At 33.6% G+C, this 14,074-nt stretch carries 14 protein-coding genes; 9 read left to right on the top strand and 5 right to left on the bottom strand.

The genetic code is table 11. The features are described 5' to 3' along the window. Positions 1 to 189 precede the first annotated feature (189 nt). Genes BUB77_RS28600 through BUB77_RS28610 form a run of 3 tightly spaced genes read left to right on the top strand, consistent with a single transcriptional unit; the run spans position 190 to position 4,088 of the window. Positions 190 to 2,094: a tyrosine-type recombinase/integrase gene (locus BUB77_RS28600; RefSeq protein ID WP_073280578.1), complete on the top strand. Its 1,905-nt coding sequence runs from the start codon at positions 190 to 192 to the stop codon at positions 2,092 to 2,094. Between the two features lie 4 nt (positions 2,095 to 2,098). After that, positions 2,099 to 3,088, top strand: a complete 990-nt coding sequence (locus BUB77_RS28605) for a tyrosine-type recombinase/integrase (protein WP_073280579.1) — start codon at positions 2,099 to 2,101, stop codon at positions 3,086 to 3,088. Further along, positions 3,066 to 4,088 (top strand): tyrosine-type recombinase/integrase, encoded by a 1,023-nt coding sequence (locus BUB77_RS28610; RefSeq protein ID WP_073280580.1) that lies wholly within the window; start codon positions 3,066 to 3,068, stop codon positions 4,086 to 4,088. Before BUB77_RS28605 ends, BUB77_RS28610 begins: the two co-directional genes overlap by 23 nt. Before the next feature lie 122 nt (positions 4,089 to 4,210). Here BUB77_RS28610 and BUB77_RS30220 read toward each other — a convergent pair whose 3' ends face one another. The 3 genes from BUB77_RS30220 to BUB77_RS28620 form a co-directional block, all read right to left on the bottom strand. Continuing rightward, positions 4,211 to 4,354 (bottom strand): hypothetical protein, encoded by a 144-nt coding sequence (locus tag BUB77_RS30220; RefSeq protein ID WP_170866784.1) that lies wholly within the window; start codon positions 4,352 to 4,354, stop codon positions 4,211 to 4,213. 441 nt (positions 4,355 to 4,795) lie between these two features. Further along, entirely contained in the window at positions 4,796 to 5,188 is a 393-nt protein-coding gene (locus BUB77_RS28615; RefSeq protein ID WP_073280581.1) for a hypothetical protein, read from the bottom strand. Positions 5,189 to 5,576: 388 nt separating this feature from the next. Beyond that, positions 5,577 to 6,401: a geobacillin-26 family protein gene (locus tag BUB77_RS28620; RefSeq protein ID WP_073280582.1), complete on the bottom strand. Its 825-nt coding sequence runs from the start codon at positions 6,399 to 6,401 to the stop codon at positions 5,577 to 5,579. A gap of 1,215 nt (positions 6,402 to 7,616) precedes the next feature. Here BUB77_RS28620 and BUB77_RS30225 point away from each other — a divergent pair. The 3 genes from BUB77_RS30225 to BUB77_RS31105 all read left to right on the top strand — a co-directional run bounded on the left by BUB77_RS30225 (position 7,617) and on the right by BUB77_RS31105 (position 8,653). Continuing rightward, complete coding sequence (locus BUB77_RS30225) at positions 7,617 to 7,754, top strand: hypothetical protein (RefSeq protein WP_170866785.1); 138 nt, start codon at positions 7,617 to 7,619, stop codon at positions 7,752 to 7,754. Between the two features lie 42 nt (positions 7,755 to 7,796). Then, the gene (locus BUB77_RS28625; RefSeq protein WP_170866786.1) at positions 7,797 to 7,970 is read left to right on the top strand and encodes a recombinase family protein; all 174 of its coding nucleotides are present in this window, start codon (positions 7,797 to 7,799) and stop codon (positions 7,968 to 7,970) included. A 380-nt stretch (positions 7,971 to 8,350) separates the two neighbouring features. Then, a complete protein-coding gene (locus tag BUB77_RS31105; protein WP_408606447.1) occupies positions 8,351 to 8,653 on the top strand; it encodes a recombinase family protein in 303 nt (100 codons plus the stop codon). A 220-nt stretch (positions 8,654 to 8,873) separates the two neighbouring features. Here the strand turns inward: BUB77_RS31105 and BUB77_RS28635 are convergent, their stop codons facing one another. After that, positions 8,874 to 9,278 carry a hypothetical protein gene (locus BUB77_RS28635; protein WP_073280585.1) on the bottom strand — a complete coding sequence of 135 codons (405 nt, stop codon included), beginning with the start codon at positions 9,276 to 9,278 and terminating at the stop codon, positions 8,874 to 8,876. A gap of 219 nt (positions 9,279 to 9,497) precedes the next feature. On the opposite strand from BUB77_RS28635, the gene BUB77_RS28640 reads away from it, so the two are divergent. Continuing rightward, positions 9,498 to 12,029 (top strand): ATP-binding protein, encoded by a 2,532-nt coding sequence (locus tag BUB77_RS28640; RefSeq protein WP_073280586.1) that lies wholly within the window; start codon positions 9,498 to 9,500, stop codon positions 12,027 to 12,029. A gap of 12 nt (positions 12,030 to 12,041) precedes the next feature. Here the strand turns inward: BUB77_RS28640 and BUB77_RS31110 are convergent. Beyond that, a protein-coding gene (locus tag BUB77_RS31110; protein ID WP_408606448.1) for an IS630 family transposase occupies positions 12,042 to 13,084 on the bottom strand; the annotation gives its coding sequence in 2 pieces (ribosomal slippage) (positions 12,042 to 12,575 and positions 12,578 to 13,084; 1,041 coding nt in all). Positions 13,085 to 13,128: 44 nt separating this feature from the next. Here BUB77_RS31110 and BUB77_RS28655 point away from each other — a divergent pair. Together BUB77_RS28655 and BUB77_RS28660 are read left to right on the top strand one after the other, a co-directional pair. Continuing rightward, positions 13,129 to 13,416, top strand: coding sequence for a hypothetical protein (locus BUB77_RS28655; protein ID WP_073280587.1), 288 nt, complete (start codon positions 13,129 to 13,131; stop codon positions 13,414 to 13,416). Positions 13,417 to 13,829: 413 nt separating this feature from the next. Beyond that, on the top strand, positions 13,830 to 14,074 hold a 245-nt coding region (locus tag BUB77_RS28660; RefSeq protein ID WP_073280588.1), incomplete at its 3' end, for a transposase.

A 14,074-nucleotide genomic window follows, 5' to 3' on the forward strand; every position in this document is an offset into this window, starting at 1 on the left:
TCTATCGCTTTTCGCATATCGGTATACCCACATTATCTTAATGTTTGGATAATGTGGCTTATCCTCATAGAATTATTATCCTCATCTTTTCATTACAAGGATTAAAAATAAGATATCTGTGTAAAAAGATGAGGATAACGTACCTGCTCATGTGTCACAATAGAACCATCAAATATAGGAGGTGGTTCTATGAAATCATACGATGAAACTGTTAACTGCATGATGTTATTCCTTAATGAACGTAAGGTGTGTTCCAGCAGCGTGTTATCTCATAAAAAATGCTATGCCGAATTCCTGCTCTTTATGCAGGAGTGGAAACTGCAATGGAATCCGCAGGCCATATCGGAATGGATAGCCATGGTTAGGAATGAAAAAGACCGGCAGCTTGGAAGCATCTGGAATCAGTACATGTATCAGCTTTATGAAATGTACAATACCGGAACGGTAGCAGACCGTCATTTATACCTCAACCGCTCAACTTATGAGCGTCTGAATTGCCAGATGAGGACTGAATTAGATGAATATCTTTCATCCTGTAAGAACCGTTACTCGGCAAGATCATGGGAACTTGCCCGGAATTACCTTGCCGGCATGCTGATTTATTTTGAAGACTGTGGCAAAAGATCCGTCAGTAAGATTACATATGGGGATATCATTGACTATTATCATTCGGATTTTTGCAATTCAGAAAAGAATAGGGCGGTTTATCTTGGACATGCAAGGCGGTTCTTTGAGTTTATGTATCATAAACAGAAATGCCCGGCTGGTTTTTATCTTTATCTTCATGATAAGAATGCTCCCTATGTTGGAATGTTAGATTCCTTTTCTTCTCCCTCATCTGAGCAGATCATAACTTACCGCATAGAAAGTCTGGAGTTTCCAACTGAAGATATACTTACCGCAATAGATTGTTTTATTGATACATTAGAAGCTCATTATTACGCTAATACTGCCTTGAAAACCGCAAAGCATGCCCTGCATATTTTATATCTTTTTCTCGAAATTCATCAGCTTGGATATCACCCACATATCGTCAGTGTATGGTTTTCAGAGATCCAGCATCTTCTGTTAAAAGATTGGAAATCATGGAGAAGGATGCTTATGTTGTTTGACCAGTATACGCAGTTTGGTGGCATTATTCCGGAAGAAAAGTTCACTTATAAGAAATCCTGCTTGGATCTTCTGCCTGAATGGTGTGTTTCTCAGATCGGAGGATATCTGGCAATGATCGGGAAGGAGTTCCATGCACAAGGAACAATACGGTCATACCGATATCCCTGCATCCGACTGTGTAATTATCTCATTGACAGGGGATTGGATTGTTTCAGTGGACTTACACCCGAATTATTGCAGAGTTTCTGCCTGCAGGACAAGCATCGTACATTCAGGGGAAAATCCGGAAGTTTTGTTGTGATCAGGCAGTTTGTCATATTTCTTGAGGAACAGAGAAAAGTCACAAACAAACATCTGCATTTGTGTATTGATGCAGGCTGTGCTTCTGGTGAAAAACTGATAGATATTCTTTCGCATGATCAATGCCGGCGGATTGATGAATACCGAAAAGTACATGATGATCCGATATCACTGCGAAGAATTGCTGTGGTAATGACCGGTATAAAAATGGGATTCCGAGCCAGTGATGTCATTAACTTAAAATTTCAGGATATCAACTGGTCAGAAAAAAGCATCACAATTATTCAGGAGAAAACAAAAGTTTCCCTTACTCTCCCCATGCCGGTGGAAGTTGGCAATGCGATTTATAACTACCTAAAACATGGCAGACCTTCTGTCGATTCCAAGTATGTATTCATTCGTCACAAGGCGCCTTATGGAAAGCTGACGAACAAAACATGTACCATCGCACTTTGGAGTATTCTTCCAGAACGCAGCGCTACAACAGGTGGTTTTCATGTCACCAGACGTACCTTTGCAACAAATGTTCTTCGCAATGGATACGGTGCTGGCCGGGTTATGGATACGCTGGGTCATCGGGATCCTACCAGTGTTATGAAGTACCTTTCCATGGATGAAGACCGCATGAGGATGTGTCCACTTTCATTAGCGGATCTGAATCTTTGCAGAGAGGAGGTCTGATGCTATGAAAAAGTCTTTTTACAGCTGCTTTGCATCAGATCTGGATATATTTATTCAGACCAAACACCAAAACGGATTTCTATATGAAAGTGCTGAATACATACTTCATCAGTTCGATGTTTTTTGCTCCGGTCGGCAACTCTGTAATCCAGAGATTACAAAAGATCTGGTAAATGACTGGCTCGCTTGTTATGACGGAAACTGTGCTGTGACAACAGCAGGAAGGGCATCTGTAATTCGGCAGTTCAGCCTATATCTTTTATCCATGGGTAAAAACGCATATATACCTTCACAGAAATTTCGAGGAAAACAGCGGCTGGCACATGTTATGAGTGATCCGGAGATCATGGAATTGTTTGAACAGATTGATCTTTATATACCAGATAGTAAGATCCCTTCGTTTCACCGGCTTGCCATGGAATATCGAGTGATATTCAGACTGTTACTTTGCTGCGGTCTTCGGGTTTCTGAAGCCCGAAAGCTTAAAAAGCAGGATGTAAGCCTCAAAGAAGGTATTCTGATCATTAGATGCAGCAAGGGTAACAAGGACCGGATTGTATATCTTCCTGAGGATTTACGTGAATTATGTCTTCAGTATGCAGAACAGATGCCAAGTTCACACCCCGATGCATCAGAATGGTTTTTTCCTGCACGGGAGATGGATAATCTTTTGACTGTTGGAATCATTGACAGACGTTTTAATCTTGCATGGAATTCCACAAGCTTTGCCGGCATCTGTCCGAACAAGCCAACGGTACACAGTCTGCGGCATACTTTTGTTGTGAAGCGGATGAATCAGTGGATGAAAGAAGACATTCCGCTTGATTCGATGCTTCCATATCTGAGTAAATACCTGGGACACTCCAGTGTAGAAGATACCTTTTATTATTACCATCAGATCGATGCTGCGTTTAATCTCGTGAGAGTAAAAGATAATAAATCAAAAATGATTATTCCGGAGGTAGCAGACCATGAAGACGATATCTTTGAATAAAACGTTGTTCTTTTCTCAGACCTGTGAATATCTGAATGTATACCTGCCAAAGCAAGCAGTAAAAAGCGAAAGAACCATTAAAACTTATAAAGATGCACTTACCGTGTTTCGCTGTTATCTCACAAAAGAACGGGGGCTTTCCATTCGTACTTTTAAATTTGAAGACTGCACACGGGATCTGTTGCTAGATTATCTTTCATATTTGTCATCGGAACACACGGAATCATCATGCAATAATCGCATGGCTGCCATCAAATCATACTTATGGTATGTGGCAGATGGAGAAATCTCCATGCAGTCAATTGCATTAATGGCATCAAAAATACCCCGAATCAGAGAACCGAAGATTACCCGTGAAATCATTCATGAGGCTGACTTTTCAGCACTGCTTTTTGCACCACCAAGAACAAAAACAGGTATGCGTGACAGGACCATTATGATCCTTCTCTATGATTCTGCCATCCGGGTATCTGAATTACTGGCGCTAGATACATCCTCTTTAAATCTGTCAGCTTCACCAGCCTATATCAGTGTGCACGGAAAAGGTGATAAAGAACGTATCGTTGTAATTACAGAGAGGACTGTCAGCCATTTACAACAATATCTGAACCTTTATCATAAATCTGACCCAAAAGAGGTGTCTCTATTTTATACAAGTATGAAAGGCAGAACAGATAGAATGTCGGCTGGAAATATCGCCAGAATAATCAACAAATATGCGGATATGATTCGAGCGGAACATCCCAATCTGCCAAAACAGATCTATCCTCATATGTTTCGTAGAACCCGTGCCACAAACTTATACCAGGATGGTGTAGAACTTGAACTTATTTCAAGAATACTAGGACATTCTTCAACGCAGACAACTCGAATTTACGCAACTCCGTCCATTGACATGATGAGAAAGGCAATGGAACCTAAAGATCAATCTTTATCTGTGGAAAAGGAACTTTGGCTGGATGATGAAGACGAATTGGCCAGACTTTGCGGCATACGCTAGGTACGTTATCCTCATCTTTTTACACAGATATCTTATTTTTAATCCTTGTAATGAAAAGATGAGGATAATAATTCTATGAGGATAAACCCGTTATGATATAAATATTAACAGCGGAAGAAATATCACCTAACATGCAGAGCACCTCCAAGGCATTTGAGAGTTGTTTCAACCAGGTTATGCTCAGTGCCATTGAAGAAACGGATGGTTGCATTTCCAATCCGTATTTCGACTGCCGGTGAAATATCGTTTGCCAGATTAACTGCCATGCGAGTGTTTTGCTCCATTTGTGCAGGAACGGAATCCGGATCAGTTACCAAATCAACCTTAACCACTTCTTGCGGTGAGGAGAAGTGTTGCCTGGTTTGGCAGGAAGAAGCCGGAATCGCCTGTCCGCGCTTGCGTAATCGGCTGATCCAAGGCGCTTACGCTCTAGACGGTATTTATTAGCTGATTTTCTACTTTCACTCATGAGTTCCTCTATATCACACTTTTCACACTGAAGTGTAAAAAGTGTGATATAGAGATTTTCTCAAGAACAGAGATTTTGAACAAGGCACTGTATTGTAGATAACTTACGAATCATCTAAGTAATAGGTACTGGTAATTATATGTTTACAAGATAAGAGGCGCCTGCAGCTTTCATATAGCAGCAGATGCCTCATGTTTTATCTATAAAACGTTCAAAAGCCAAATAAAAATAAATAATATTATTTACTTCCTTTAATAAGTATAAGTCTATTAATTAATAAACTTCCTGCAATTACAATTGGAATTTGCATTAAAGATACTAATATGTTTATAAGAGTAAAATCTCTTTGTATAGTAACTTCACCATATTCAATGATGAAGTGTAAACACATACCAATTAAATTACACACAAAATAGGTACATAACATTAATATTATTTTATTTTCAAATAAAGCAGAAAACATTAAGCATATTATTAAAAGTGAAAATAAAATATACAGCATATAAACAAAATCTTTTTTTCCAATAGGGAATCCAAAACATGAAAAAAAGATAATATAAACAATTAATAGCGGCATCATTATCTTTTTACTTTTTTTAAATGCGATAACAAATCCTATTAATAATTTCATAAATAATCTCCTTATCATTTATAGTATATACCTATACCTCAAACTCCTCATATAAATAATTGCTCTACACCTTGAAAATCCAATACTTAATCATAATAACATTATTTAGTTTTTTACACAATTTACATCTGTTCTTTGAGTATAAAAGGAATGGTATTCAGTTTATGCCTCTATGAGCGCTTAGGTAATGGCTTATGATTATTGAAAATCTTTTAAGAGCAGGTTCCTAAATGATTGAAGCAGTACCTGAATTGCCTGAATTCATGATTAATACTTTTATAGTTGAGCATCGGTACTTATTTAAGTTTGAGTATGTATTCTATACTGTATATAATTCCCTATTTATTTAGGCAATAGTTTGGCCATAATTGTTTGTGACAAGGAAATTTTAATAAAATACAGAAGAACAATTATATGTATTATAATAATTATCTTTTGCCTTTGAACAATAATCACCTAAATCAGCACTAAGACTAATCGTGGTACCAGAAAATCCCAGTGAAGATAAATATGCGGCTAAAGGTTCACCCAACCCTTCTGTTGCACACATTATAACAACTGATAATGCTGAAGTGAATACTGCTAAACCTAAAGATCCAATAAGTTTACCTTCTGTAGAATTAATGCTCTCTACTGCATCATAAAAAGCTGTTAAATAATTTCTATTAGTTGAAGTCTCATTTGTTTTAAAATAATATGTTCCGTTTAGTGAACCATCTGGACGCCTTAATTCCCAAACATTTGGAGAACCATATGTCTTTGTATATTCATAGTTACTAAATGTATTCTGATTAGCAGTTGTTGCCATAATACTATAATTACTTGTTGCTTGAACTACTGTATTTGAAATTGCTTGATTTTCAGGTATTAAAGCACCATTAATCACTTCAGATACAGTTTGTGTTGTTTGACTATCAGATACAGCATCAGTTACAGTTATTACTTGTGCATCATTATCAAGCACTACAGTTAATAGTAGTCCTCCTGTTTTTAAAGAATACTTTTCCATTGTAATGTCATTGTTTTTTTTGTCATTTGTGCATCTGAATTTAAAATCATCACTAGTAGTTTCAACAACTTTTTCATCATTATTATTAATAATTGTTTTAATTTTACTATCATTATCATTAGCCGAAACTTTTTGTACTGTAGAAGTAAAAGCCACTGTACAAATTAATGTTGTAGCTAAAATCTTTGTTAATATTTTTTTCATATAATACCTCTCTTTCATTATTTGGTAGCGCTTTTAAAGATTATAGTACTGTCTAAACCACAAAAGCAATACCCTTAATTTTGTTATTGTGAGTGATCTCAAACAAAAAAGTACGAGCTAAAAAAGTATTGTACGGTTAACACTTATACTTACTTAAAAGTAAAAAGTTTGAATATCATTGTGGAATAAATACAACAATACATTGCTTAATATCCCTTCTATTTTCTCTTTTGTTAGTAAATATTACATTTTTTATCCCTCCTCATTTGCTCTGACTTAAACCCTTCAAGTAATTTTGTTAATATTTGTATCTTTAGAAAGGTTTTTAGTAATATTAAAGTTGTATGTATCCCAGTTATTAGGAAGCAATCTTAAAACTCATATTGACTACTTCAATAGTACTATAACAGTAATTTACAATAATGTAAATACTTTTTAAATATTACTGAAATTAACCATATAGCAAATAAAGAGATCAAATTGTTAGGAGTACAAACTAGCATCGGTATTAATCTGTATATAATAAAAAAGCATTCCACTATCTTAAGGTATTATGGGATTAATTGGTATTGCCAGAATTATCAAATATGCTATCAGGAAAGTGTTAAAATTCAACACAACAAAATAAGAGGAGGTTCGTATAGATGAAATAATTGATTTAGAGAATAAATTTACTGAAAAGCATTCAAATTTAGCAGTTAGAATTTTCTCTAGTAATTCTTGGTGGTTACACCTGATGAGTAAATGAATTTATAAAGGTACAAAAGTAAGTTGGTTAATGATATGTGTAATTTAGATTCAATAATTGGGGTATTAGATTTAAAACGAAGAGAAAAGATATGTTCATATTCCTGTTTTAATTTTGGGTGAAGTATTTTGACCAAGTTAGGCGAAGCATATGTACTAAGGGATTATAAGAAAGTTTGTGAAATATAGACAGTTCATTTTTAGAAGTATTTACGGTAACATCACAGCATTGCTAGTCTTACTTCAGTTAGTATTATTACGATTGATATAGCAATGTTACAGAGTTTATCATAGAGAAGATGTATGTCCTTTGAAATTAATTCAAAGGAGGTTCGTTATCTTGGAAAATAGTGAGGAAGTAAACATTATATTCTGATTTACTAATAAGAGATTTACTTGAGCTATTGTTAGAAAATCAGATAATTAATGTTAACACGTATAATATGGTAGTTAAGGAGGTCACAGTTCATGGAGCAAATAAATATTTATGATGCATGTCAATTTTTACAGCATACGCAAGTTACGGGAAAACAAAGAGTCTGTGCTATCCGAGTAAGTACACAGCATGAGCAACAGACTAATGCTTTAAATAATCAAAATCAGTGAATTGTTGATGAGATTAATATGCATCCAGACTGGATGTTTGATATGAAAACAGATTTATATATTGATGAAGGTGTTTCTGGAACATCTACCAAAAAGCGTATAGGTTTTAATGAAATGATAGAGAAAGCTAAATCTGGTGAATATGATTTAATAGTAACTAGAGAAGTTTGTAGATTCATGCGTAATGCAATGTTGACATTGGTTTTAGTAAATTAATTAGAAAAGTGTGGGGTAGAAGTATATTTTGTCAATGATGGTATCTGTTATTTTAACAAACATGATTATTTTAAGTTAATCATAATGGCGACATATGCGGAACAAGAATCGAGAAAAGTTACCGAGAGTATTTACAGGACAAGCTACAGCGAGAGTTAATGGAATTCATTTTGGTAATGGTAACATTTTAAAATTTCTATAGGAGAGAAATCGAGTAAAACAACATATGAAATTGTTGTGGAGGAAGCAGCCACTGTACAAAAGATATATGAATTATTACTTCTGGGAAATGGAATGAAGAAAATCAAACATTATCTTGAAGAACATGGATAGAAGACGGCAAGTGGAAAGACAAAATGGTATGAGTCTACGATTTAGCTATTGCTAGAAATAGAACTTATTGTGGCGATATTGAATATATGCAAAGTGTTACGATTGATCCTCTGACGCATGAACGTATAAAGCAGAGTGATAAAAGTCAACGTATAATAAAGAAAGCAAAGCATCCTGCAATTATTGACACTGAAATGTGGAACAGAGTGCAAGAAGCAATAGTTTCGAGGATAAATCATAATTTAGTGTCAGATGGTAGTAAGCATGCCATAGTGGGAATTGTTGTAAATAAAGACATATATTGTAGAAAATTGCGTTGTGGTTGTGGAAGAAGGTTTAAAAAGATTTAGGTAGAAAGGATGGAACGGGTACATATCGTTGTTATGGTTTGATAACTGATGGTTCAAGCCATAAGGAAAGAAGTAAGATATTAGATGATAATTGATGTGTTGATGGTATTATTGATTGGAAACTGGATTTATTTACATTAAAGGTATTTGAAAATTTAAATTATAATATGGAAGAAATTAAAACTAAATTAATACAAATACTTCAATAATAGGGTACAGTTCAAATCTTTCGCTTGATATGCATGGTCGCATGGTGTTTCTGCTCGTCTGGCTGGATATAGTAGCAAAACTGGGAATACATAAGCGGTTCCTCGTTGTTTAAACGGCAATCCTCCATGTATTTTGTCCATAGAAGTTTTTTACTTACACCGTTTTTTAGTAGTTCTTTGCGGATGTAAGAAAAATCAGGCGTACGTTTGATGGTATTCGCCTTGGTTTGAGGAAACATAGTTTCCTCAAGGACAGAGTCTGTCGTGCGATCTTCAACTGACCATGAAATATGCAATTCATTGGCGCGTTTTACAACTTTAGACATTGTGTCTCGGGAACATCTAAAACTTAATGCAATGTTCCGCTCGCTGAAGCTTAGACTTTTAAGTCTAAGGATTTCACGATAATTGGTCATAAAAATGACCTCCTTTAAATGGATTTACATCTATAACAGATGCATGTATAGATTATTATAAGAAAAACCCAGATGCTGTTTATTTGATTTTATCATAGGTAGTGATTATATTCGTAGCTCCTTGGCGAAATTAAATAAAAAATATCAATAAATTGCATAAATAGCCAGAATCTGTTATTATATAGCTATATTAACTTACAATATTATGAGGTGAGATAAATGATTAAGTTGGCTTTTGATGCAAGAGATTATGGTTATACAATTATTTCTAGATTTGAAAAGACGCTAAGGAATTATTTAAATAATGAACTATTGACTAGAACCGATAATATTATGAATCTAATTCCTACTGGAGTGATTGAAGCTGGTGAGAGAAGGATTAATAATAATTCTGATTTTAATGATATATTAGAAAATATTGACTTTATTCATTTAAAAGAAATAATTATTTATAAAGATAACTATGTTTGCCTTTATGACAGTTCTAAATTAGATAAAAAAGATTTTATTAATATTATGGATAGTTTATATGAATTAAGATGCAAAATTGCTCATATTAGAGGCTTTTTTACGAATTCTGATTTGAATAATTTATATAACGAAGTAATGGCGATATGCGTTAATATGATACATATAGATGAAGATTTTTTAATGTTTCTAAATGTTGTGTTAACTACACCTGAAGAATTAGTAGAAAAAGTTCCATTGGATTTTCTTTCTGATTCGATAAAGAATTATGAAGTTTTAAATAATATACCAATTGCGGATTATGAATATGAAGGCGGATTTGTTGGAAGAAATGATGATAAAGAAAAAATCATAAAAATGTTAGAAGATGGAATGCATCGAGTTATTACTATATCAGGTGCAGGAGGTGTTGGAAAATCAGCATTAGTTCTAAATATTGTAAATGATATTTTAAGAAAGAAAATTATAAAATATGATTGCGTAATATGGGTTAGTGCTAAAGAAAATAAATTAACATATTTAGGAATTGAAGATATAGAACCGACATTAAAAAGCTATGAAGAATTATTGGATACTATATTAGATGTTATGGGATTTGATTATTCCTCATATATTACATTAGAAAGTAAAGAAGAAGATGTAAATATTTTATTTGATGCTTGTGACAAAGTCTTATTAGTTATTGATAACTTAGAGACAATAACTGATGATAGAATAATTAATTTTATTCTTGATTCTCATACTAAAACAAATATATTAATAACAAGTAGGCGTGGATTAGGGCAAGTTGAACGTAGATACGATTTGAAACAATTAAAAGAAAAAGAAGCTATTCATTTATTTAGAACTATTTGTAGAGAAAAAAATTTAGTGAAATTAATAGCATGTAATGAAACAATAATTAAGTTGTATGTAAATAAAGTCTATTGTTATCCATTAGCAATAAAATGGGTTTTGGGTCAAGTAGCAATAGGTAAGGATATAAATAACTTAATAGATAATATAAATGAAAGTACGAGTGATATTTCACAATTTTGTTTTGAACAAATTTATTCAGATTTAACACGAGAAGCAAAAGTGATATTATGCACTTTAAGTTTATATGAAGATAATCTTTCTAAAGGTATTTTAAAATACATATCTAATTTAAATGAAGTTATATTCGAAGATTCTATTAAGTCTCTAGTGTTAGTCTCTATAATAATACCTGAGCAGACAATTAATAAAGATAATCAACAGATTAGTACTCTCTATTCACTTTTACCTTTAACACGAGGATATGTAAAAGCCCAATTAGATAAGGAAAGTATTTTGAAGCAACAAATACAGGATAGGATGTTAACAGTTGATAATACATTGGAAGAAGCTGAAAGAGCACAGAAACAATACCGATATAGCTTGTCAAATTTAGGAGCAAATACAGAAGAAGAAAAAGTTGCAGCAATGTTAGCTCAAACAGCTTATCAAAAGTATCAAGCTGGAAATTACTTAGATGCTGTTGAATCATATAAAAGAGCAATTGAAATAGCACCTAGATTTTCATCAATATATAGAAATTGGGCAGTTATGGAATCTATTGAGAATCATTGGCTAGAGGCTGATAGTCTAATGGATAAAGCAGTTAAATATAGTCCTGAAGATGTTCAAATTTGGTTATCTTGGGGAAATATTAAAAGAAAAAATGATAAAATAAAAGATGCATTTTCATATTATAGTAAAGCTTATGAACTAAATCCTGATGATAATGTTGTTTTGAATTCTTATGCACTTGCATTAAGTAGAATGGGTGAATATGAAAAAGCAGATAATTTAATGAATAAGGCATTAAACATGGGAGAAGGAAAACCTAATAATAGACATTTAATAATTAATTATACAAGTATAGCAGAAAACTTAAAAAAGTGGGCTGAAGCATATAGTTTTGATAAAGATTATAAGAAAGCAGAAGAAAAGTTAAAAATAGCTCTGCATGATATGGAACTTGCTGTTAAAATTGATGATAGTGATATAAGAAGTAGTATTCTTTATAGAGAGATTTTGATCGATTTAGGTTATCTTATGAAAAATATGAAACAATTTGATAAAGCAGAAGTTAATTTTAGAAAAGTAATAAAATCATCAACAAAAAAGTTCAGAGAAATGGAAATATATTCCAGGGCTATAATCGGATTATTAGATTTATTTGTAATGCAAGAAAAGATAGATGAAGTTAAGAAAATTATATATGAAGGAGAGAAGATAATAAAACGTGTTGGAAAAAGCCAACTATATAAGTTGAATTAAGTTTTTGTGACTTCACAATTTACAGCATAACCTTTGGATTACAGCTTCTGGTTCAGCACTTATGGTCTTAAGAAATGCATTTACATTTTTCCTGATTTCAGGAACTGTTTTGTAAAAAACATTGTAAATGACCTTTTCCTTTAACCATTTCCACAGTCCTTCTATAAGATTCAGATTTGGACTATAGGGTGGCAAAAACATAAGTTGAAGAAGAGTTTCATTTTCCTTCAAAAACGACTCAAGCAGCTTTGCATGGTGGATACGTGCATTATCTAAAATTACAACGGTTTTGCCCTTTGGGTTCTTTGACAATAGGTTTTCAAGGAATTTTAGAAATATTTTTGCATCGTATGTATCATGCTCCTCACAGTATATTTCTCCTGTTTCATAATTTAGGTAGCCAACCAGTTTGACTCCCCTATGTTTGCCGAAGGTTCTGATGATTCGTTGCTTGCCACGCTCAAACCAGGTTTGATGAATTGCTTGGTAGTCTCTTATCATTGATTCGTCTACAAAAAGGATTTGCTGAATTTTGCCGTCCAGCAAGTTTTTTTAACCTTTGCAAAGTCCTGAACAAATTGCTCTTGTTTCTGCTTATCTGCTTTAGCAAGAACATAGGTCGGGCGAGTGTATGAGAGCCCCATACGGTCTAACATTTTGGTTATTCCGCGGATGGAATAATCATAGTTGTATTTGCACTTAATGTATTTACCAATCAGTCCTGCTGTCCAGTTGAATTCTGCTGGAAAACCTACCTCTGAAGGTATTTTACTAAGAATAACCAGTTTCAATTCTGCTTGTTGTTCATTTGTAAGCCTTGTAGGCCTTCCAAGTATTGGTTTGTCTACAATTCCTGCTAAACCTTCGGTTTTATATGCTGTGTACACGTTGGTAACTGTATTTGGAGATACTCCAACAATTTGAGCTACTTCTTTACGGGTTTTACCGGAAAGAAAGAGATAGAGTGCTTGGTATCTTTTGAAAACTCTAACTTTCTTTTCTGAATCCATTGCTTTTTTTATTAAATTTAATTCTTCCTGTGATGCTCTCATAATAAATTCCATCCTTTGCAAAAGTGTCACAAGGAATATCGGGAAATTTGCCACATTTATTTAGTTCAACTTATATAGTTGAAAAGTTTAATAAATATAAAAAAATAGTTAATAATTTTGATAACCGAATGTTAGGTAAAATAATAAGGTGTAATTCATATAAAAAGTTTATCGTTATTGAAAATTTTAATTCTCAAGGAGATACTTATTTATCATTTTTAAATGAATTTAGAGATTTTATAGTAATTGATGATGATTTAATAGAAAGAAAAGTTGAATTCACTCCCGAAATAGTGGATGGCAAAAAAACAGCTAAGGATGTTAAGTTTGTGTAGTTATAAATTTATTAAAATTGCTCACCACTGAGCCACAGGCAGTTTTAAATAATAAATAAGATGGGATTTTCTCTGAGAGAAGAACGTAGTTTTTATTGAGAATAAGTTAGAGGCCCTTATATTGACTGGAAAAAGTTGATATGAGGGGTTTTGAGGCTCCGTTTCTTATTTTGTGTAAACTCGTTTTACAGAATACTCCATTTTGAGCTTGATGATAATACACAAAATCCATGAAACGCTGTCAAGGCAAGGGGTTCAGCCTTTACTGTGGTTCATGGATTTTATAAAATAATTAAGGCTCAAAAGTTCCAAAACACAGAATTTGAAACAGTGAGTCTGTGAAAATTTTTCTGTAAATAAGATTTTATAGGGTCTTCTATGGTAAAATATTATATCATAGGAGGCCTTTTATTATGGCAAGAGAAAAGAAACCAGTACATAAGGTACAAATGACAGACGGAAAACGCAACATCATTCAGCAGCTCCTGCAGGAGTACGACATCCAGTCCGCAGAAGACATTCAGGATGCACTCAAGGATCTACTTGGCGGCACCATCAAAGAAATGATGGAAACGGAGATGGATAACCATCTTGGCTATGAAAAATCAGAACGTTCTGACAGCGATGATTACCGCAATGGTTACAAGTCCAAGCGTAT

The sequence above is a fragment of the Anaerocolumna jejuensis DSM 15929 genome, assembly GCF_900142215.1.
Classification (GTDB): Bacteria; Bacillota; Clostridia; order Lachnospirales; family Lachnospiraceae; genus Anaerocolumna; species Anaerocolumna jejuensis.

What these genes read in the sequence shown, in the direction of transcription:
- BUB77_RS28600 (WP_073280578.1), top strand. Translation starts at nt 190, where the DNA reads ATGAAATCATACGATGAAACTGTTAACTGCATGATGTTATTCCTTAAT.
- BUB77_RS28605 (WP_073280579.1), top strand. Translation starts at nt 2,099, where the DNA reads ATGAAAAAGTCTTTTTACAGCTGCTTTGCATCAGATCTGGATATATTT.
- BUB77_RS28610 (WP_073280580.1), top strand. Translation starts at nt 3,066, where the DNA reads ATGAAGACGATATCTTTGAATAAAACGTTGTTCTTTTCTCAGACCTGT.
- BUB77_RS30220 (WP_170866784.1), bottom strand. Translation starts at nt 4,354, where the DNA reads ATGGCAGTTAATCTGGCAAACGATATTTCACCGGCAGTCGAAATACGG.
- BUB77_RS28615 (WP_073280581.1), bottom strand. Translation starts at nt 5,188, where the DNA reads ATGAAATTATTAATAGGATTTGTTATCGCATTTAAAAAAAGTAAAAAG.
- BUB77_RS28620 (WP_073280582.1), bottom strand. Translation starts at nt 6,401, where the DNA reads ATGAAAAAAATATTAACAAAGATTTTAGCTACAACATTAATTTGTACA.
- BUB77_RS30225 (WP_170866785.1), top strand. Translation starts at nt 7,617, where the DNA reads ATGGAGCAAATAAATATTTATGATGCATGTCAATTTTTACAGCATACG.
- BUB77_RS28625 (WP_170866786.1), top strand. Translation starts at nt 7,797, where the DNA reads ATGAAAACAGATTTATATATTGATGAAGGTGTTTCTGGAACATCTACC.
- BUB77_RS28635 (WP_073280585.1), bottom strand. Translation starts at nt 9,278, where the DNA reads ATGACCAATTATCGTGAAATCCTTAGACTTAAAAGTCTAAGCTTCAGC.
- BUB77_RS28640 (WP_073280586.1), top strand. Translation starts at nt 9,498, where the DNA reads ATGATTAAGTTGGCTTTTGATGCAAGAGATTATGGTTATACAATTATT.